Raw genomic sequence first — 19,642 nt, 5'->3', positions numbered from 1 at the left:
AGCGTACGCGAGACGGAACCCGTCCTGCGGCACATTCGCTGGAGTGTGGGGAGAATAGACGCGCACCCTTGATCCCGTCCGGCTGAACGGCTGTAGTAACGCAGTGGTCTCACGGGCCGCTTCGCCGGCAGTCACCACCCAGGCTTCAAAGGGGCAAGTTCGTCAGACACATGTTCAGGTTCATTCATTCGAGCGACCTTCATCTGGGCAAGCGGTTCGGCAACATGCCCGAGGATCTGCGCGGGCGGCTGCGGGAGGCCCGGCACATGGCGCTGTGCAGGCTGGCGGAAGCAGCGCGGGCGCATGAAGCCGGGGTGATCCTGCTCGCGGGGGACACGTTCGACACGGAGACGCCCTCGCCCGAGATCCGTCGCCAGACATTGGCGGAAATGGCCTCGCACGCGCCGCTGCAATGGATCATCCTGCCGGGCAACCACGATTCGCTGCAGGCCACCGAGCTCTGGAACGCGCTAAGGGCGGAGGCGCCGGACAACGTGATCCTGGCAACTGAGGCGGCACCGATCGCCCTCTCCTCGGACGCAACCCTGCTGCCGTCACCCTGCACGACGCGGCGGCCGGGCCGTGACCTCACCGAATGGGTGGACCAGGCCGCCACGCCTGAGCGCAGCATCCGCATCTGTCTTGCCCACGGCGGCATTCTCGACTTCTCCGAGGATGGCGACGCCTCCGGCATCATCGCGCCTGACCGGGCGCGGCGCGCGGGACTCGACTATCTGGCGCTCGGCGACTGGCACGGGACAATGTCCGTTGACCCCCGCACCTGGTACAGCGGAACGCCGGAACCGGACCAGTTCAAGCACAATGCGCCGGGGCGGGCGCTGGCGGTGACAATACCTGCCGCGGGCGCGGAACCCGTCGTGACGCCGGTCGAAACCGGAACCTTCTCGTGGAGCATCTGCGACCTGCACCTGCTCGCCGAGGACGATCCGGTGGCCCTGCTGCAAAGTCTGCTGCCGGAAGGCGTGCAGCGGCGGCAGACGTTGATGAAGCTGTTCGCCCGGGGCCGCTGCCATCCGGAAGAACGGGCGGCGCTGGCGGCGGCCATCGAACATGCCGCGCCCGAGTTCGCCTTTCTCGAACTGGAGGACGAGGCGCTGGAAACGGAGTGCGAGGCCACCGACCTCGACCTGATCGACCGTAACGGAGCGCTGCGCATCGCAGCGGACGCGCTGCTTGCCGAAAGCGAGAACGAGACACTGTCCGCGGACGACCGCAGGGTCGCCAAGGACGCGCTGCTTCGCCTGTTCGCCTATGCCCAGAAGATAAGCTCATGAAGATCTCGGCCATCAGACTGCACAATGTCCGGAAGTTTGCCGGCAAGGGCGTGGCCCTCGAGAACATCCGCGAGGGCGTGAACGTCTTCTGCGCGGCCAACGAGCACGGCAAGTCAACGAGCTTCGAGGCGTTGCGGGCGCTGTTCTTCCAGCCGCACACGAGCGCCTCGAAAGACATCAAGAGCCTGCAGCCCTACAGCGGCGGCAGCCCGCTGGTGCAGGCGGACATCGACACCGGCAAGGGCCGCTACCGGCTCACGAAGCGATTTCTGAGCGGCCGCACGGCCAGGGTGATCGACCTCGACCGAGGACGGCTGGTGGCGCAAGCGGATGAGGCCGAGAATTTCATCGCCGATCTCGTGAAGAGTGGAAATGCAGCACCTGCCGGGCTGCTCTGGGTGCGCCAGGGCGTGACAGGGCTCGAGCCGCGCGACAAGAAGTCGGAAGATGACGAGAAGCGCATCCGCGAGACGCTGCTCACCTCTGTGCAGGGCGAGGTCGAGGCGATCACCGGCGGGCGACGCATGGCGGCCATCATTGCCGAGTGCTCGAAGGAGCTAGACGAGCTGATATCTGAGGCTCAGAAGCGTCCGAGAGGCCCGTATGACGAGGCGCTAAAGGAACGCGACCGCCTCGCGGCGTTGGAGGCGGATCTGCGCGCCAAGGTAATCCAGCTGCGGCAGGAGCTCGACCAGCGGGTCCAGGTGCAGAAGCGGCTCACGGTGCTGGACGATCCCGAGGAAGAGGCCGCGCGCCGCTCGGCGGTGGAGAAAGCCACGACGGCATTCCAGGCCGCGCGGGCTCATGAGCAGACGCTGAAGGCGGCCGAGTCCGACGCCAAGCTGACGCAGGCGCAGCTTGAAGCGGCCGAAGGCGCGTTCACGGCCTTTCGCGAGGCGAAGAAGCGGGCGGGCGAACTCGCAGCAGCTCTCGCGGCGGTCGAAAAGGAACGGCAGGCCGCGCAGGACCGGCGTAACCAGGCAGCGGAGGCGATGAACCAGGCGCTCGCCGAAGCGCAGGCAACAGAGGCGGAAGAGCGTGAAGCGCGCGAGCTGCTGGAGCGGCTCGATGCTGCGCTGAAGGCGCGTGAAGCCGCGCGGGAGCTGGCCGCGCTCAAGGAGCGCCTGCAGCAGGCGGAAGCCATCCGGGCGCAGCATGAGGCGCTTGCAGCCGAGCTGGATACCATCACCCTGCCGGAAGGGCTGGTCGACGAGCTTCGGACCCTCGAAGTGGAACTCGCCGGCCTGCGGGCGGCCAAGGAGGCGAGCCTGCCCACCGTTCGGATGCAGTACCGCGACGGGGCGATCATTTCCGTCGCCGTCGGCGGCAAGCGGCTCGAACACGGAGAGGAACGCAGTTTCGAGGACACTCTCGAGGTGGACATCGAGGGCGCGGGCACGCTGGTGCTTCGCTCCAACCGTTCGGCGGATGCAGACACCAAGCTCAACCGCAAGGAAGAGGAGCGGCGGAAACTGCTGCAGTCGGCGAATGTGGCCGATCTGGCCGAGGCGCAAGCCCGGGAGGCCCGCTCGCAGTCGATCCGCTCCGACCTCCGCCAGCTCGAACTGCAGCTCAAGCATCTTGCGCCGGAGGGACTCGCGAAGCTGCGCGCGGAGATCGCGCAGCGGGAGGCGCTGGGCGCCAGCGTGCCGGAGGTCGAGGGCGATCCTGACGCCGCGCGCGCACGGGCCACGGAAGCGGCGAAGAAGCTTGCTGAGGCCTATGCCCGCTATCGGCAGCTGCAGCCGCAGCAGGACGGCGCCAGCCAGACGGTGGTGGAGATCGAAAGGCGCCGCACGGCAATCCTGACAGAACTTGCGCAGGTGGAGAGCCTGCTTGGCCCCGTGGAGCAGCGCGAAGAGCGGGAACGGGCGCTGGAGGCCAGCTTTGTCGAGCGCAGGGAGGCTTTTGAAAGGGCATCGGCCAATGTGGAGCGCCTGCGGCTCAGCGCGCCGGATTTCGCTTCTGCCGAAGCCGCTCTGAAGCGCGCCCAGTCGGCGCTGGAGGCCGCAAACGGCGAACGCACGACGCTCAGGGAAAAACTCGCGGCACTCAACTCGCGCATCAGCAGCCTCGCCGACGAGGCAGTGGAGGAAGCCTGGCGGGAGACGCAGGAGGCGCTTGCCCTCGCCAATGCGCGCGCCGAGCGGTTCGAGCGGGAGATCAAGGTGCTGGTACGGTTGCGCAACGCGCTCATGCAATCGCGCTCCACCGCACGCGACCTCTATCTGCAGCCGGTGATCCGGGAGCTGAAGCCGTTGCTCGGCCTGTTGCTCCAGGACTTTTCAATCGAATTCGACGAGAACACGCTGCTGCCGCAGGCGCTGCGCCGGAACGGCCAGGAAGAACAGGTGGAGGCGCTGAGCGGCGGCATGAAGGAGCAGCTTTCGATCCTCACCCGGCTTGCCTTCGCGCGGATGCTGGCGGCCAACGGCAGACCCGTGCCAGTCATCCTCGACGACGCGCTGGTCTATTCCGACGACGACCGGATCGAGAAGATGTTCGACGCGCTCCACCGGCATGCCCCGGAACAGCAGATCATCGTGTTCTCCTGCCGGCAGCGGGCCTTCTCGCAGCTTGGGGGCAACGTGCTCACGATGACCGACTGGCAGCCGGAGGTGTGAGCCGCGTCCGGCAAGCCGGCGCCATCATTTCACGTCGGCGGGAGCCTGTTCCTGCCCGGCCTCGGAGAGGTCCTCCGCCAGCTCGCCCGGCACGTTGAGGATGGGCTGGGCGGCAGCGGCCACCAGATAGGAATTGATGAGGCGGAGGTCGCGGATCACGTCCAGGTGCAGGGACGTGGTGGCCGAAGTGTCCATGTCGCCCTGCTGGAGACGGCGGAAGTGCGACTGCATGGCGGCAAACTCCGCCCTGCGGAACTCGGCCTTTTCCTTCACCAGCATCAGGGCCGTACGCTCATCCTGCGTGACCAGCAGAGAACCTGCCATCTGCAGGTTCGCCAGAAGCCGGTCGAACAGGTCTTCGAGCTCCTTCTGGCCTTCCTTGGAGAAGTTGAGCCCGCGGCGAAGCCGCTTGTTCAGGTGGGGGATCAGGCCGCGATCCACGATGTCGCCCGCATGCTCGAGGTTGGTCGAGAAGAGCAGGATCTCGTTGAGCCGCTTCTTGTCGGCTAGGCTCAGCTCCTCCGGGTCGATGGAGGTGAGATAGGACTTGATCGCCGCGTTGAGGCTGTCGATCACGTTGTCCTTGCGGCGCAGGTCGGACAGGGCCTTGCGATCGGTGCCGGCGATGCCAACCTTGGCGCCCTCGATCATCTCGCCCAGAACGTCGACCAGCCGAAGGGCCTCGCGCGTTGCGGCGCCGAGGGCGACGACCGGCGTCTCGCGCGCCGCCGGGTCGAGATAGCGCGGGCGGGTCGGGTCGCTCTCGTCAATCCGCTGTGGCAGCAGACGCTCCAGCAGCCGCGCAAAGGGGCCGAGCACCGGCAGGAAGACGATCGCCAGCACCAGATTGAACGCCGTATGGAAGTCGGCGACCGCCCTCGCCTCCTCGATGCCATAGTCGGAGAAGAGGCGGGCAATCTCGGCCAGAAATGGGGTAACCGCCAAAACGCCCACCAGGCGCGTGAGCAGGTTTCCGACGGGCAGGCGCTTGCCGGCAAGGTCGTCGCCCACGTCGCTCTCCAGCACCGGATTGAGGGCCGTGCCAAGATTGGCTCCCACCACCATGGCGAAGGCCTGCTGCGGATCGACCATACCCTTCGTGGCAAGCGACATGATCAACAGCACGACCGCAACGCTGGAATGAGCCGCCCAGGTGAGGACGCCCGCGAGAAGAATGTTGAACAGGGTGGCGTCCGCGAGGCCCGAGAGCAGCCAGGAAAAGCCCGGCGAGTTCTCATAGCGCTCCAGCAGCTCGAGCAGCTGATGCAGGGCCATGATCATGAAGCCGAGACCGATCATGACGCGCCCGAGGTCGTGAATCCGCTGGCTGGATATCTGCCGGAACATCAACACGCCGATGAGGATCAGCACCGGGGCCACGGCCGCGATGTTGAAGGAGAGGACCTGGACAATGAGCGTGCTGCCGACATTGGCGCCGAGCATCACCGCAAGCGCGGGGGTGAGTTCCACCAGCCCGCCCGCCGTGAAGGCGGCCGCCATCAGGCCCGTCGCCGTGCTGCTCTGGAGGATGGCGGTCACGAAGAGACCCGCACCAAAGGCCTTCAGACGGTTCTTCAGCGCGTGACCGAGAAAAGACCGCAGGTCGGGCCCGAACGCGCGCTGGATTCCGGTCTGGACCATGCGCGTTCCCCAGAGAAGCAAAGCAATATGTCCGGCAAGGGTGACGAGCCCGATTACAAGCTCCATTCATCTCTCCAGAACAAGATCAACGAAAGAACAAGACCAACGACGGCGGTTACGCAAAAACGGCGCCGGGCGAACATATGTCTCAATCTGGGGCCGTCCGGGCGGCAAAACAAGGCACGACGGCGGATGGCTCCGCCGCCGTTCAACCCATCAGGAAAAGCCTAGCCGAAAAGTGGCCGCCGCACGAGCAAAACCAATGCGCGCAGGCCGGCTGGGACGCAATCCCGCTTGCGGCGCCGGCGTGCGGAGCGGTTCAAATTGACGCGAGGCTGCCCCAGCCGATCAGATGGGAGGCAAGCGAAGCCATTGCGCCATGGCCTCGGCAATAAGGCTGATCGACAGGGCGGCGAGCAAAATGCCCATCACGCGGCGCAAGACGCTTGCGCCATGTCGGCCCATCACCCGGGAGACCATGTCGCCCGCCAAGAAGAAGCCCATCATCATCAGAAGGATCACCCCGAGCAGCGCCACGGTTTCAACCTGCTCGACGAAGCTCAGGCGATTGTTGTCGGTGAGAATCACCATCGCCAGCATGGCGCCCGGTCCTGCAATGATCGGAACGGCAACCGGATAGACGGCCAGGCTCTCGGGCGTTTCGGCGTGGACATCCGGAGACCCCTTGGTGGTCTGGCCAAGCACCATCAGGAGCGCGAACAGGAACATGATGATGCCGCCGGCGATCTGGAAGGAGATGAGCGATATGTTCATGGCCTCCAGGATGAACTGGCCGACAACCGCAAAGATCACCAGCACGGCAAAGGCCAGCGGAATTGCAATGAGCGCAACCCTGCGCCGCCCTGCCTTGTCGAGCTGATCCGTCACTGAGAGAAAAAGCGTCGTGTGGCTGATCGGATCCAGTACAGCCAATAGCGTCATGAACTGCGTGAGCAGCAGTGTTTGATCGACCAGCATGTTCCCCTCGCTTGTCCCGTCCAGGAAGACGGCCCTCTTTCATTATAAAGAATTACTGTCTCATCATGAGGGTGAGAAGGGGAAATAGGGCGCTTGACTTACATATAAGCCGGAAATTTCAATCATATCCGATCGCTCGCTGGATAATTTGCAATTGGTCCACCAGCAGGGATCGAGGCTAGACGCGCCGCTGATTCCAGCGCTGCACCAGCGAGCTGATATAGACGGTGAAAATGGGGAAGACCGTCATGCCGACCGCCGCCAACGCGGCGGCGGCCACCTTGCCCATGGCGGTCACCGGCACGATGTTCGATCCTACCGTCGTCACCGTCATGGAGGCCCACCATAGGACCGCGTAATAATCCTTCACGAGGGGGTTCACACCGCCCTCGAAGACGTAGAAGACCAGGGTGATGAAGTAGACCAGAGAGAAGAAGCTCACCAGATAGGCGATGAAGAGGCCGGTGATCCGGTTGCTGACAACCATTTTCACCAGCATGACCAGCGCCGCGCCGCCCCGCATGATGGGCAGGAACCGGAGCAGATAGCGCGCCTCGCCGGAGAGCTGCAGCGACAGGAGATCGACCAGGCTGAGGTAGGGGATCGAGAGCAGGATCAGCGCCAGGTTGCGGAAAACGTAGCGCCGCCGCTCGGGCACCACCACCATGAACAGCACGATGTCGGCAAGGAAGTAGATGCACACCCAAAGCTGGACGCGGGCATACACGGACCCTTCCGCATAGACCTGGCCCGAGAACGTTTCCAGCGAGATGGTGACGAACAGCACCAGGGCCATGAAAACCCCAAAGGCATTGAGCACCCTGGCGGCACGCGCGCGCCAGGTGGGGTGCGTGCCTGCCCGGACGGTGGCTTCGCTTGAAGCCTCCGAAGCAGCGACGATCTGGTCCGCGGTCCTGTTCATGCGGATTTCATACACAAAATTGCAGCCGCTGCCGATGGAAAGCGAAAGATTCGTGAGTCACAGGCTGAAGCCACTGCCGCGATACGGGAAGAGACCGCAGGAATCGCCGCAAGAGCCAAGTGTGGAAGGGTCGGGGTCCAGCTGGCGGAGAGGGGGGGATTCGAACCCCCGATAGAGTTGCCCCTATGCCGCATTTCGAGTGCGGTGCATTCAACCGCTCTGCCACCTCTCCGAAAGCCGGGCGAAGCAGCCACGGCTCAGCCGCGCCTAAATAGCGATATCGGCCGCGCAGCACAAGAGCCAAAAATCGCCATTTCACCGCTCTCGTATTGACCGGGAAGTCCGCATGGGTTAAGGAGCTGGCCCATTCAGCGTGGAGAAGTCTGCGCTGGCGCTCGTGTCCTCACGGCTGCGAGAACCAAACCCTACGACTGACAAAAAGACGGCTGACGGAAACCCGCCAAAGCCGGACCGAACACTGAAAGGCAAGAAAGATGTTCGCAGTCATCAAGACCGGTGGCAAGCAGTACCGCGTTGCTCCGGAAGATGTTCTGAAAGTTGAAAAGATCGCAGGCGAGCCGGGCGAGATCGTCCAGATCGCTGAAGTGCTGGCTGTCGGCGAAGGCGCAGACGTCAAGATCGGCACCCCCGTTGTTGAAGGCGCCAGCGTTGCGGTGGAGATCGTCGAGCAGGGCCGCGGTCCGAAGGTCATCGCCTTCAAGAAGCGCCGCCGTCAGAATTCGCGCCGCAAGCGCGGACACCGTCAGGAGCTGACGACCATCCGCATCGCTGAGATCCTTGTTGATGGCGCCAAGCCTGCCAAGAAGGCAGCAAAGAAGGCCGCCGCCAAGGAAGCCGCCGCGGAGTAACCGGAACCCAACGGTTCCATAGTTTGCAGATGAACGCCCCGCGTTCATAACCGGAAGTCAGGCGTTCTCAAGGAACGCAAAGGAGTAAGACCATGGCACACAAAAAAGCCGGCGGTTCTTCGCGTAACGGTCGCGATTCAGAGTCGAAGCGCCTTGGCGTGAAGAAGTTTGGTGGCGAGCGCGTTCTCGCCGGCAACATCATCGTTCGTCAGCGCGGTACCAAGTGGCACCCGGGCGCCAATGTCGGCATGGGCAAGGACCATACCCTGTTCGCGCTCGTAGAGGGCTCGGTATCGTTCACGAAGAAGGCCAACGGCCGAACCTACGTTGCCGTGACCCCGGCACAGGAAGCAGCGGAGTAGCCGGTTCCGCTCAAAAGACACCGGCGGCCCATCCAGGGAAGCCAGTGTCCGGACCGATAGCCGGAAAAGGATCCAGGGGAGATGGGCCGCCATCTCCCCTTTCCTTTTTCGGAGGATGCACCGATGGTGCTCGAGAGCGAAGAAAGAGACGTCACGACCTCCATCGAATGTCCCGTCCTGGTAACGGAGCGGCTGGTGCTGCGTCCCCCTCATCCAGACGACATTCCCGAACTCGCACAGCTCGCCAACAACCGCCGCGTGGCGGAAATGCTGGCCCGCATGCCGCACCCCTATACCGAGGCCGATGCGGCAGAGTTCGTAGAGGCGGCCCGCTCCCGAAAGCTCGGCGGATGCCACTACGCCATCGCACTCTCCGACAATGGCGCCTTCATCGGCTGCGCCGGTCTCGACGACCGGAGCCACGGTCTGGAGATCGGCTACTGGATCGGGGAGCCTTACTGGGGCAATGGCTACGCCACCGAGGTGGCACAGGCGCTGGTGGATCTCGCCTTCCGGGTCACATCGGTCGAGCGGCTGTTTGTGTCCTGCCGCGTCACCAACAACGCTTCGCGGCGGGTGATCCACAAGTGCGGCTTCCAGTATGCCGGGCCCGGCATGATGGACACGCTAGTCGCCGGACGGGTTCCCGTCGAACGCTACCAGCTCGACCGCAAGGCCTGGGTGAGCCTCAGGAGCTGGGGCGCCCGGCGGTAGACAGACCTGGGATTCGCAATACGGCTGCGGACGGTTCCGGGAAACCGGGACTGCCTTTCCATTCCCGCAACAGCGTTCTGTTGAACGCACCCCTCGCGCTTGGCGCGATGATGCGCTACATGAGGCTCCACCAGAAAGAGCTGCCAGAAAGATGAAATTTCTCGATCAAGCAAAAATCTATGTTCGCGCGGGCGACGGAGGAGCCGGATCGGTTTCCTTCAGGCGCGAGAAATTCCTCGAGTTTGGCGGCCCGGACGGTGGCGACGGCGGGCGCGGCGGCGACGTGTGGGTCGTTGCCGTGGAAGGCCTCAACACGCTGATCGACTATCGCTATCAGCAGCATTTCAAGGCAAACACGGGCGGCCACGGCATGGGCCGCAACCGCACGGGTGCCGACGGCGCCGACGTGGTGCTGAAGGTACCCGTCGGCACGCAGATCTTCGAGGAAGACAACGAGACGCTGATCTGCGACCTCGACAAGGTCGGCCAGCGGTTCCGCCTCGCCAAGGGCGGCAATGGCGGCTTCGGCAACCAGCATTTCAAGTCGTCGACGAATCAGGCGCCGCGCCGGGCCAATCCGGGCCTGCCGGGCGAGGAGCGGACCGTGTGGCTGCGCCTCAAGCTGATCGCCGACGCGGGCCTCGTCGGCCTTCCCAATGCCGGCAAGTCCACCTTCCTGGCAACGGTCACGGCAGCGAAGCCCAAGATCGCGGACTATCCATTCACGACACTGCATCCGAACCTCGGTGTTGCGCGGATCGACGCGCGCGAGTTCGTGATCGCCGACATTCCCGGTCTCATCGAGGGCGCGCACATGGGCATCGGCATCGGCGACCGGTTCCTGGGCCATGTGGAGCGCACACGCGTGCTGCTGCACCTCGTCTCGGCACGTGAGGAAAACGTGGCGGAAGCCTATCGCGTCATCCGCGGGGAGCTCGAGGCCTACGGCCACGGGCTTGCCGAGAAGACCGAGATCCTGGCGCTCAGCCAGATCGACGTGCTGACCGACGAAGAGCTCGAGGAGAAGGCAGCCGCGCTTGAAGAGGCGGCCGGCAAGAAACCCCTCCTGCTTTCGTCGGCCACCCACCGGGGCGTGGACGAAGCGCTGCGCGCGCTCATGCGCGTCGTCGAGGAAGCCCGCGAAGCTGAAGCAAATCCCGGCGCCGTGGACGAGCGCTGGCAAAACAGGCCGCTGACATGAAGGAGCTTTCCCTTACTTCTTACCGTCGCGTTACCGTTAAGATCGGTTCGGCCCTGCTGGTCGACCGGTCCACCGGCCTGAAGCGGGAATGGCTCGCGGCGCTCGTCGACGACATCGCGCGGCTGGCTGCGGCCGGCGTGGAGATTCTGGTGGTTTCCTCGGGCGCGATTGCGCTCGGGCGCACCATCCTCGGGCTCGGCAGGCGCACGCTGAAGCTCGAAGAGAGCCAGGCCGCCGCGGCCGTCGGCCAGATCGCCCTGGCGACCGCCTGGTCGGAGGAATTCAACCGGCACGGGCTCACCTCGGGACAGGTATTGGTGACGTTGGGCGATACCGAGGAGCGCCGCCGCTACCTCAACGCCCGCGCCACCATGGCGACGCTGCTCAAGCTCAAGGCGATCCCGATCATCAACGAGAACGACACGGTCGCCACAAGCGAGATCCGCTACGGCGACAACGACCGGCTGGCGGCACGCATCGCCACGATGATGGGCGGCGACCTGCTAATCCTGCTCTCCGACGTGGACGGGCTCTACACCGCGCCGCCGGAGAAGGATCCGTCCGCACAGTTCTTCCCCGTGGTGGACGCGATCACGCCGGAGATCATGGCGCTGGCAGGCGGAGCCGCCTCGGAGCTGTCGCGCGGCGGCATGCGGACGAAGCTCGAGGCGGGGCGCATCGCGACCGCTGCGGGTGCGGCCATGATCATCGCTTCGGGCAAGAGCCTGAGCCCGCTGTCGGCCATCGAGAACGGCGCGCGCTTCACCTATTTCCGGGCGAGCCCGGAGCCGGTTTCGGCCTACAAGACCTGGATCGCCGGGCATCTGGAACCCGCCGGGCGGCTCACGATCGACGAGGGTGCGCTCAAGGCGTTGCTCGCCGGCAAGAGCCTGTTGCCCGCCGGCGTGAAGGCGGTCACGGGCTCGTTTGCGCGCGGCGACACGGTGGCGATCGACGGGCCGGACGGCACGGAAGTGGCGCGCGGACTCGCGGCTTACGACGCGGCGGACGCGATCCGCATCGCGGGACTGAAAACTCATGAAATCCCGAACATCCTCGGGTATCAGGAGCGGTCAGCGATGGTGCACCGCGACGACCTCGTGCTGTCGCCCGGGATCAAGGCGACAAATTATGGTACGGCGGAGGAGGAAAGCCATGCTGAAGACGCATGAGCCCACGGCAGACGTGGCGGCCATCATGGCCGAGATCGGGCGCAATGCCCGGGTCGCGGCACGACCGCTGGCCAACGCCTCCACCGAGCAGAAGAACAGGGCGCTTGCCGCCATGGCGGCGGCTATCGAGCGGCGCGTCACCGAGATTCTTGCCGAGAACGCCAAGGATATGGAGCACGGACAGACCGCGGGCCTTTCCGCTGCCGTGCTCGACCGCCTGAGGCTCGATGAAAAGCGCGTGGAGGCGATGGCCCAGGGCATCCGCGAGATCGCCAGGCTGCCCGATCCGGTCGGCTCGGTGATCGCCGAGTGGGACCGGCCCAACGGCCTGCATATCGAGCGGGTGAGAACGCCGCTTGGCGTGATCGGGGTGATCTACGAGAGCCGCCCGAACGTAACGGCGGACGCGGGCGCGCTGTGCCTGAAGGCCGGCAACGCGGTGATCCTGCGCGGCGGTTCGGATTCCGCCCATTCTTCCGCGGCGATCCATGCCTGCCTGGTCGACGGCCTGCGGGAAGCCGGCCTGCCGGAACACGCGATCCAGCGCGTCCCCACGACGGACCGCGCGGCGGTCGGCGAGATGCTGAAGGGCCTCGACGGCAATATCGACGTGATTGTGCCGCGGGGCGGCAAGAGCCTCGTGGCGCGGGTGCAGTCGGAGGCGCGGGTGCCAGTGTTCGCCCATCTGGAAGGCATCTGCCACGTCTATGTGGACCGCTCGGCCGACCTTGAAATGGCGGTCAATGTGGTTCGCAACGCGAAGCTCAGGCGCACGGGCATCTGCGGCGCAGCCGAGACGCTTCTGGTGGACCGGGCGGTGGCGGACTCGCACCTGCTACCAATCCTGACGCGGCTTGCCGACGAAGGCTGCGAGATCCGCGGCGACGCGGAGGTCTGCCAGCGCTTCGAGCGGGCGGTTCCCGCCACCGACGAGGACTGGGCGACCGAGTATCTCGATGCCATCATCTCGGTGAAGCTGGTGGACGGCGTGGGAGAAGCGATCGACCACATCGAGACCTGGTCGTCGCACCACACCGAGGCCATTATCGCGGAAGACCCGGCGGCGGTGGAGCGGTTCTTCAACGAGATCGATTCCGCCATCCTGCTGCACAACGCCTCGACGCAGTTCGCGGACGGCGGCGAATTCGGCATGGGTGCGGAGATCGGGATTGCCACCGGCAAGATGCACGCGCGCGGGCCCGTTGGCGTGGAGCAGCTCACCTCGTTCAAGTATCGCGTGCGTGGCAACGGACAACTGCGCCCCTGACCATGACGGCGAGCAACGGGCAGAGCGAAGCGGATTATCTGCGCATGCCAGAGGTGGAGCCCGGCATGGCGGTGGGCCTGTTCGGCGGCTCGTTCAATCCGCCGCACGAGGGACACGTGCTCATCGCCAAGCACGCGATCGAAAAGCTCAAGCTCGACCAGCTCTGGTGGATGGTAACGCCCGGCAATCCCCTCAAAGACCTGAGCGAGTTGCCACCCCTTGAGGAGCGGGTGCGGCTCTGCCGGGAAATCGTGGATGACGCGCGGATCCGCGTCACGGGCTTCGAGGCGGCCCACAGGTTGCAATACTCTGCCGACACGATCGAGCTCGTGCTGGCCGCGCATCCGGACGTGCATTTCGTCTGGGTAATGGGAGCGGACAGCCTCGCCACGTTCCACAAGTGGGTGCGTTGGGAGAAGATCGTGGAGACCATCCCCATCGCCGTCTACGACCGGCCCGGATCATCGCAGGCCATCACCGAGTCCGTCATGGCGAAGACATATTCGGACGCCAGGGTGGACGAGAGCCGGGCGGGTGAGCTTGCCCGCATGAAGCCGCCGGCCTGGGTCTACATCCACGGCCCGCTGTCACCGCTTTCCTCTACCGAGTTGCGCAAGGCGGCGCAGCAGACGGGCAAGCAACACAAGGCCTGATCGATGCAGACCAATCCTTGAAACTTGAAGGCAGGTCTGCCTATTTTATACATTACGTTGGGCAATCGCCCAGCGTTGGTTGTTCTTCTGGAAAGGAAAAGCTCTGAGAACAGCACTTGAGAAGAAGGCCCAGACGACGCCTTCACCGGCAGGGACAGGTCGTGAGCACGTGTCCCGGGCCCTTGAAACTGCCCTGACGAGCCTGGACGACTCGAAGGCAGAAGATGTCATCACCATCGATCTCCGTGGCAAATCCCCTCTCGCCGATTACATGATTGTCGCCTCCGGGCGGTCGCACCGGCATGTCGCGGCAATCGCCGACCATCTGCTCCGCGCCCTGAAAGATGCGGGCCTCGGCAATGCGCGGGTGGAGGGCCTGTCCGGCGCTGACTGGGTTCTGATCGATACGGGTGACATCATCGTTCATATCTTCCGCCCGGAAGTCCGCGAGTTCTACAACATCGAGAAGATGTGGATGGCTCCGGACGCGGAGGACGGGACGGTCCACTGATAGCGTCTCAGCCTTGAGGCGCGCGGCCGTGAACGTGGCCGGCATTACCGCGCCGGCATGAGAATCTGCGTGTGTCACAACAGAGATTGCGAAGCCCGGCAGCCCAATGGGGATGCGGACGGGCCTTTCCCGCAATGTTGCCGGTGCACGCTCGAGGCTGCCAACCGTTCCGGACATTCGTGATTGTTCGAGAACCCTGTTTCCTGGCGGTTCAGGGTGAAAATGGATCCCGGAACCGCTTACGCAAGTCGGGAGTCTGAGCCATCCGTATCCATATTCACGCCGTCGGCCGGATGAAGTCGGGGCCGGAAAAGGCCCTGGCGGACCATTATCTCGACCGCCTGGCAAAGGCCGGGCCGGCGGTGGGCCTTGAATTTGACGGTGTCACCGAGATTTCCGAAGGCCGCTCCCGCAATGCGGACGAGCGCAAGCGGGAGGAAGCAGCGCGGCTCCTCGCACCCGGTCGCGAGGGCGTCCTCGTGCTGCTCGACGAGCGCGGCAAGAACTTCACCTCACGCCAGCTCGCCGAGAAGTTCGGCCAATGGCGGGACGCGGGCGAACGAAAACTGGTGGTGGCGATCGGCGGACCGGACGGCCACCCGGAGGAGCTGCGCTCGCAGGCCGACCTTTGCCTTTCCTTCGGCGCACAGACCTGGCCGCACCAACTGGTGCGCATCATGCTGGCCGAGCAGCTTTACCGTATTGCGACGATCCTCGCCGGACATCCCTACCATCGGGATTGAAGCCTTCCGGAGTTGCGTACGAGCCCCGCTTGAGGGGAACGGCAGCCGCGTTCCGCGTGGCTGACCAGTTCCGCCCGGCCCGGCAGACCCATTCCGTCCATCCCGAATGCACGGAACAGCAGAATTCCGCTGACGCGCGAACGGAAAGCTGTGTTACCATGCCGCGCGGGCAAGCATCGTGGTTGATGTTTCCTTAACGGAATGCGCGCTATAACTCCTGCATCAGGACATAGCGATGCCGAGATGAGACTGCCAGGGTTCCAGTACCGCCGACAGATGGCTGCCGCCGGCGCAGCCGCGGTTCTGTTCGCCCTCGCGCCGGGCAGCCTCGCCCAAAGCCTCAACACGCTGGAGCTCCGCCAACAGGAAAGCGTCGAGGAATACCGCCGGCTTTCGCGCGAGATTGCCCTTTCGACGCAGCGGCAGCAGCAACTCGAAGCCGAGATCGCGGCGATCAAAAACGACGCAGCTGCCATAACCTCTGCTCTGATCCAGGCGGCCAAGACCGAACGCAAGCTAAGCGAAGACATTTCCCGCATCGAGGAACGCCTGACCGATCTCCTCGACCAGGAAACGGCCCTGCGGCGCTCCCTCATGGATCGCCGGGGAATCCTGGCGGAAGTGCTAGGGGCGCTGCAGCGGATGGGCCTCAACCCGCCGCCTGCCATTCTGGTGCGGCCGGAAGATGCGCTGGCATCGGTGCGCAGCGCGATCCTTCTTGGCGCCGTGGTGCCGGAACTGCGCAAGGAAACCGACGCCCTCGTCGCCGATCTGCAGGACCTCAGCAAGGTGATGGAATCCATCCGCACCGAGCAGGATCGGCTGCTCGCCCGGCGCACCGAACAGGCCGAGGAACACCAGCGCCTGAGCCTTCTGCTCAAGGAAAAGGAGCGGCTGCAGGCCGAGGCCGAGTCCAATTTCGAGGCCGAGCGGAAACAGGCTGAAGACCTGGCATCCCGGGCCAAGAATCTGCAGGAGCTCATCGCCTCGCTCGAAGAGAAGATCCATTCGCTGCGGAAGTCGCGGGAAGCTTCGCGTCCCGGCATACCGCTCACCGAGACGCTGGCCTTCTCGAAAAAGAAGGGCCTGCTGCCCCTGCCCGTCGCCGGAACCTTCAGATCACGATATGGTGATGATGATGGCTACGGATCGCCACTGAAGGGTGACATTCTAAGAACACAATCTGGCGCGATTGTTACCGCACCAGTGGATGCGACTGTTCTCTATGCGGGGCCCTTCCGATCCTACGGACAGCTATTGATACTGGACCCGGGCGACGGGTATCATATCGTGATGACGGGGATGGCTCGGCTGAATGTATCCCTTGGACAGTCGGTGCTGGCGGGAGAACCGGTGGGTGTCATGGGAGAGACGCGGCTGGCAAGCATAGCGGCCACTTCTTTTGACGGCACAACGCCGGAACTATATGTAGAGTTCAGGAAAGACGGTAAACCGGTCGACCCGAAGCCCTGGTGGACGCGGGACATAGCTGGAAGGACGGAACATGATTCGTAAATTGACGCTGCTGTTTGCCGGCGCATTGATGGGAGCGTCCGCCGTTACCCTGGTCCACGGCACAAATGGTATCGTCGCGAATGCGGCCGGGACCGACACTTACCGGCAGCTTGCCATCTTCGGCGACATTTTCGAGCGGGTGCGCGCGCAGTACGTGACGCCGCCCGACGAGAAGAAGCTGATCGAAAGCGCCATCAACGGCATGCTCTCCTCGCTCGACCCGCATTCGTCCTATCTCAACGCCGAAGCGGCGAAGGACATGCGGGTCCAGACCAAGGGCGAGTTCGGCGGCCTCGGCATCGAGGTCACCATGGAGAACGAGCTGGTGAAGGTGGTGGCGCCGATCGACGACACGCCCGCCGCCCGCGCCGGCGTTCTGGCTGGCGACCTCATCGAGAAGATCGACGGCGAGGAAGTACGCGGCATGACCCTCAACGACGCGGTCGATCGCATGCGCGGCGCCGTGAACACGCCGATCGAGCTGACAATCCTGCGCCAGGGACAGCCCGAACCGATCAAGATCACCATCGTCCGCGACATCATCAAGGTGAAGGCGGTCAAGTACCGCGTCGAAGGCGATGATGTCGGCTACCTCAAGGTGACGTCGTTCACTGAAAAGACCACGGACGATCTGCACGAGGCGATCAAGGCGATCCAGAAGCAGGTTCCGGAGGACAAGCTGAAAGGCTACATCCTCGACCTGCGGCTAAATCCGGGCGGCCTGCTCGATCAGGCGGTGAACGTCTCGGATGCGTTCCTCGATCGCGGCGAGATCGTGTCGACCCGCGGCCGGGAACCGCGTGATATCGCGCGCTTCAGCGCCCATCCGGGCGACATCACCAACGGCAAGCCGATCATCGTGCTGATCAACGGCGGTTCGGCCAGCGCCTCGGAAATTGTCGCCGGCGCCCTGCAGGACCATCGCCGGGCCACGATCCTCGGCACGCAGTCGTTCGGCAAGGGTTCGGTCCAGACGATCATTCCGCTCGGCGAGAACGACGCCCTGCGGCTCACCACGGCGCTCTACTACACGCCGTCGGGTGAATCGATCCAGGGCAAGGGCATCACGCCGGACGTCAAGGTCGAGCAGCCGCTGCCGCCCGAACTGCAGAACCAGGTGGTGCGCCGTGGCGAGTCCGACCTGAAGGGTCACATCAAGGGTGAAGAGGAGAGCGAGGAAGGCTCGGGCTCGATCGCCTACGTTCCGCAGGATCCCGCGGAGGACATGCAGCTCAAGTACGCGCTCGAGCTGATGCGTGGAGAGCGGACGGACCCGGCATTCCCGCCCAATCCAGATAAAGCGGTGATGAACCGCCAGTAAAACCAGATCCTTCGGCCCCGTCCCTGACGGGGCCTTTTGAATCCGGTCATGCGCGCGGGGGCATATTGCACAGGGGACATGGAGCCGTTCAGGACAGAACTCGACGATCCGATCCAGCCGATCGAACGTAAGCGGGGGACAGGAAAGCGCATTCTGAAGTTCGCGCTCGCCGCGGTCGCCGGCGGCGCGGCGATTGCCGCGGTGGCGGGAGCTTTCCTGCTGCAGACACAGGTACTCGAGGAAAAGGTCAACGACGCGGTCGCCCAGGCAACGGCGCCGCTGGCGGAAGAGATCAAGAAGGTCGAAAAGGCGGCGCCTTCCAAGCGTACTCCCGCAAGCCCCGCGATCATCCGCGCCAAACCGGAACAGAACTCCGCTGCCGATCAGGTGGCAATCATCCGTCATCCGGACGAGCTGATGCAGAGGAGTCCGCTGATCGCCCACCTGCCGGACGAGGCGCTGCTCGAAGACTCGCCTTACGGCCAGCTGCCGGTGCGTGACGCGGAGACCGGCCGCCGTCCCTTCGACGTCTATGCGCGTCCGTGGTCAGGCGCACGCGGAGCCCGCATCGCCATCATCATAGGCGGGCTGGGTATTTCCCAGACCGGCACCCAACGCGCGATCGAGGTACTGCCGGCAGAAATCACCCTCGCCTTCGCGCCGCTGGGCAACAGTCTGGACCGCTGGGTGCAGACGGCCCGGCGCGAGGGACATGAGGTGATGCTGCAGGTGCCGATGGAGCCGTTCGATTATCCCAACATCAATCCGGGCGGTAACGTGCTGCTGGTCGAGGATGCGCCGGCAAAGCAGATCGAGAACCTTCACAAGAACCTCGCGCGGATCAACAGCTACACCGGTATCGTCAATCACATGGGCGCGCGTTACACGTCCGACGCAGACGCGATGGACCGGGTGATGGAGGAGCTCGGCGACCGCGGCCTCGGTTATCTGGACGACGGAACGTCCGCCCGTAGCGTGGCACAGGAGACGGCCCTCGTTCACCAGGTGCCGTTCGCGGCGGCCGACGCCACGATCGACCTTGTGCCGGAAAAAGGCGCCATTCTCGAGAAGCTCGACAATCTGGAGCGCACTGCGCGGGCCCAGGGGATAGCCATCGGCATCGGTTCGTCGCTCGACATGACCGTGGACGCGGTTGCCGAATGGGCGAACCAGGCGCGCAAGCGCGGCATCGAACTCGTTCCCTTCTCCGCCGTAGCCTTCGATCCCGAACGACAGGACTAAGCATGACCCAGCCCGTGAACCCCGAACTGCTTCCCTATCGACCCTGCGTGGGCATCATGGTGCTCAATCCCAAGGGGCGCGTCTGGATGGGACGGCGCGTTCTGGAACCCAACGACGAAATGCAGGGCGCGACCAAGCTGTGGCAGATGCCGCAGGGGGGCATCGACGAAGGCGAAGATCCGATGACGGCCGCGCTGCGCGAACTCTATGAGGAAACGGGTATGCGTACCGTAAAGCTACTGGCCGAGGCGCCGGAGTGGATCAACTATGATCTCCCAGCCCATCTGGTCGGTATCGCGCTGCACGGAAAGTATCGCGGTCAGAAGCAGAAGTGGTTCGCCTACCGGTTCCTGGGCGACGAGAGCGAGATTCAGATCAATCCGCCGCCCGGCGGACATACACCGGAATTCGACGCATGGGACTGGAAGGATATAGACGAGCTTCCGGAACTGATCGTGCCGTTCAAACGGGAAGTCTATCGCAAGGTGGTCGATGCCTTCCGGCATCTTGCGAAATGATGGGGATAGTGCCGCTCATCTTTGCCTTTGCTGCAGAAATCAGTGTTCCATAGACTGGCATTCAGCATATTAATGCCATGTTAACCATACTTAT

18 protein-coding genes and 1 tRNA gene are annotated in these 19,642 nt (G+C 64.3%); 15 read left to right on the top strand and 4 right to left on the bottom strand.

Annotated features, from left to right (window positions below; genetic code table 11):
* The first annotated feature begins 170 nt into the window (after positions 1-170).
* The gene (locus ABD906_RS06620; protein WP_345098707.1) at positions 171-1,295 is read left to right on the top strand and encodes a metallophosphoesterase family protein; all 1,125 of its coding nucleotides are present in this window, start codon (positions 171-173) and stop codon (positions 1,293-1,295) included.
* Complete coding sequence (locus ABD906_RS06615) at positions 1,292-3,919, top strand: AAA family ATPase (protein ID WP_345098706.1); 2,628 nt, start codon at positions 1,292-1,294, stop codon at positions 3,917-3,919. The genes ABD906_RS06620 and ABD906_RS06615 overlap by 4 nt, the downstream gene beginning before the upstream one ends.
* A gap of 24 nt (positions 3,920-3,943) precedes the next feature.
* Here ABD906_RS06615 and ABD906_RS06610 read toward each other — a convergent pair whose 3' ends face one another.
* The 4 genes from ABD906_RS06610 to ABD906_RS06595 all read right to left on the bottom strand — a co-directional run bounded on the left by ABD906_RS06610 (position 3,944) and on the right by ABD906_RS06595 (position 7,692).
* Complete coding sequence (locus ABD906_RS06610; RefSeq protein ID WP_345098705.1) at positions 3,944-5,626, bottom strand: Na/Pi cotransporter family protein; 1,683 nt, start codon at positions 5,624-5,626, stop codon at positions 3,944-3,946.
* Between the two features lie 282 nt (positions 5,627-5,908).
* The gene (locus ABD906_RS06605) at positions 5,909-6,538 is read right to left on the bottom strand and encodes a MarC family protein (RefSeq protein ID WP_345098704.1); all 630 of its coding nucleotides are present in this window, start codon (positions 6,536-6,538) and stop codon (positions 5,909-5,911) included.
* A 178-nt stretch (positions 6,539-6,716) separates the two neighbouring features.
* Positions 6,717-7,460: an ion channel gene (locus ABD906_RS06600; protein WP_345098703.1), complete on the bottom strand. Its 744-nt coding sequence runs from the start codon at positions 7,458-7,460 to the stop codon at positions 6,717-6,719.
* Positions 7,461-7,602: 142 nt separating this feature from the next.
* Positions 7,603-7,692 (bottom strand) — tRNA-Ser (locus ABD906_RS06595).
* A 262-nt stretch (positions 7,693-7,954) separates the two neighbouring features.
* Between ABD906_RS06595 and rplU the strand changes: the two genes are divergently transcribed.
* From rplU to ABD906_RS06530, 13 genes are all read left to right on the top strand, one after another.
* Positions 7,955-8,329, top strand: a complete 375-nt coding sequence (rplU, locus tag ABD906_RS06590; RefSeq protein WP_345098702.1) for a 50S ribosomal protein L21 — start codon at positions 7,955-7,957, stop codon at positions 8,327-8,329.
* Positions 8,330-8,421: 92 nt separating this feature from the next.
* Positions 8,422-8,691: a 50S ribosomal protein L27 gene (gene rpmA / locus ABD906_RS06585; protein ID WP_345098701.1), complete on the top strand. Its 270-nt coding sequence runs from the start codon at positions 8,422-8,424 to the stop codon at positions 8,689-8,691.
* Between the two features lie 123 nt (positions 8,692-8,814).
* Entirely contained in the window at positions 8,815-9,405 is a 591-nt protein-coding gene (locus ABD906_RS06580; RefSeq protein WP_345098700.1) for a GNAT family N-acetyltransferase, read from the top strand.
* Between the two features lie 151 nt (positions 9,406-9,556).
* A complete protein-coding gene (gene obgE / locus ABD906_RS06575) occupies positions 9,557-10,606 on the top strand; it encodes a GTPase ObgE (RefSeq protein ID WP_345098699.1) in 1,050 nt (349 codons plus the stop codon).
* Complete coding sequence (gene proB / locus ABD906_RS06570; protein ID WP_345098698.1) at positions 10,603-11,778, top strand: glutamate 5-kinase; 1,176 nt, start codon at positions 10,603-10,605, stop codon at positions 11,776-11,778. The genes obgE and proB overlap by 4 nt, the downstream gene beginning before the upstream one ends.
* Positions 11,762-13,045, top strand: coding sequence for a glutamate-5-semialdehyde dehydrogenase (locus tag ABD906_RS06565; protein WP_345098697.1), 1,284 nt, complete (start codon positions 11,762-11,764; stop codon positions 13,043-13,045). Before proB ends, ABD906_RS06565 begins: the two co-directional genes overlap by 17 nt.
* 2 nt (positions 13,046-13,047) lie before the next feature.
* Positions 13,048-13,698 carry a nicotinate-nucleotide adenylyltransferase gene (locus ABD906_RS06560; RefSeq protein ID WP_345098696.1) on the top strand — a complete coding sequence of 217 codons (651 nt, stop codon included), beginning with the start codon at positions 13,048-13,050 and terminating at the stop codon, positions 13,696-13,698.
* 79 nt (positions 13,699-13,777) lie between these two features.
* Entirely contained in the window at positions 13,778-14,209 is a 432-nt protein-coding gene (gene rsfS, locus ABD906_RS06555) for a ribosome silencing factor (RefSeq protein WP_378188229.1), read from the top strand.
* Between the two features lie 263 nt (positions 14,210-14,472).
* Positions 14,473-14,952, top strand: a complete 480-nt coding sequence (gene rlmH / locus ABD906_RS06550; protein WP_345098772.1) for a 23S rRNA (pseudouridine(1915)-N(3))-methyltransferase RlmH — start codon at positions 14,473-14,475, stop codon at positions 14,950-14,952.
* A 243-nt stretch (positions 14,953-15,195) separates the two neighbouring features.
* Positions 15,196-16,467, top strand: a complete 1,272-nt coding sequence (locus ABD906_RS06545; RefSeq protein WP_345098694.1) for a murein hydrolase activator EnvC family protein — start codon at positions 15,196-15,198, stop codon at positions 16,465-16,467.
* Positions 16,457-17,788, top strand: coding sequence for a S41 family peptidase (locus ABD906_RS06540; protein WP_345098693.1), 1,332 nt, complete (start codon positions 16,457-16,459; stop codon positions 17,786-17,788). The genes ABD906_RS06545 and ABD906_RS06540 overlap by 11 nt, the downstream gene beginning before the upstream one ends.
* 78 nt (positions 17,789-17,866) lie before the next feature.
* Positions 17,867-19,030: a divergent polysaccharide deacetylase family protein gene (locus tag ABD906_RS06535; RefSeq protein ID WP_345098692.1), complete on the top strand. Its 1,164-nt coding sequence runs from the start codon at positions 17,867-17,869 to the stop codon at positions 19,028-19,030.
* Positions 19,031-19,032: 2 nt separating this feature from the next.
* Positions 19,033-19,548 (top strand): RNA pyrophosphohydrolase, encoded by a 516-nt coding sequence (locus ABD906_RS06530; protein WP_345098691.1) that lies wholly within the window; start codon positions 19,033-19,035, stop codon positions 19,546-19,548.
* Positions 19,549-19,642: the final 94 nt, after the last annotated feature.

Source organism: Chelativorans composti (assembly GCF_039541695.1).
Taxonomy (GTDB): domain Bacteria; phylum Pseudomonadota; class Alphaproteobacteria; order Rhizobiales; family Rhizobiaceae; genus Chelativorans; species Chelativorans composti.
This window is presented reverse-complemented; position numbering and strand designations above follow the sequence as displayed.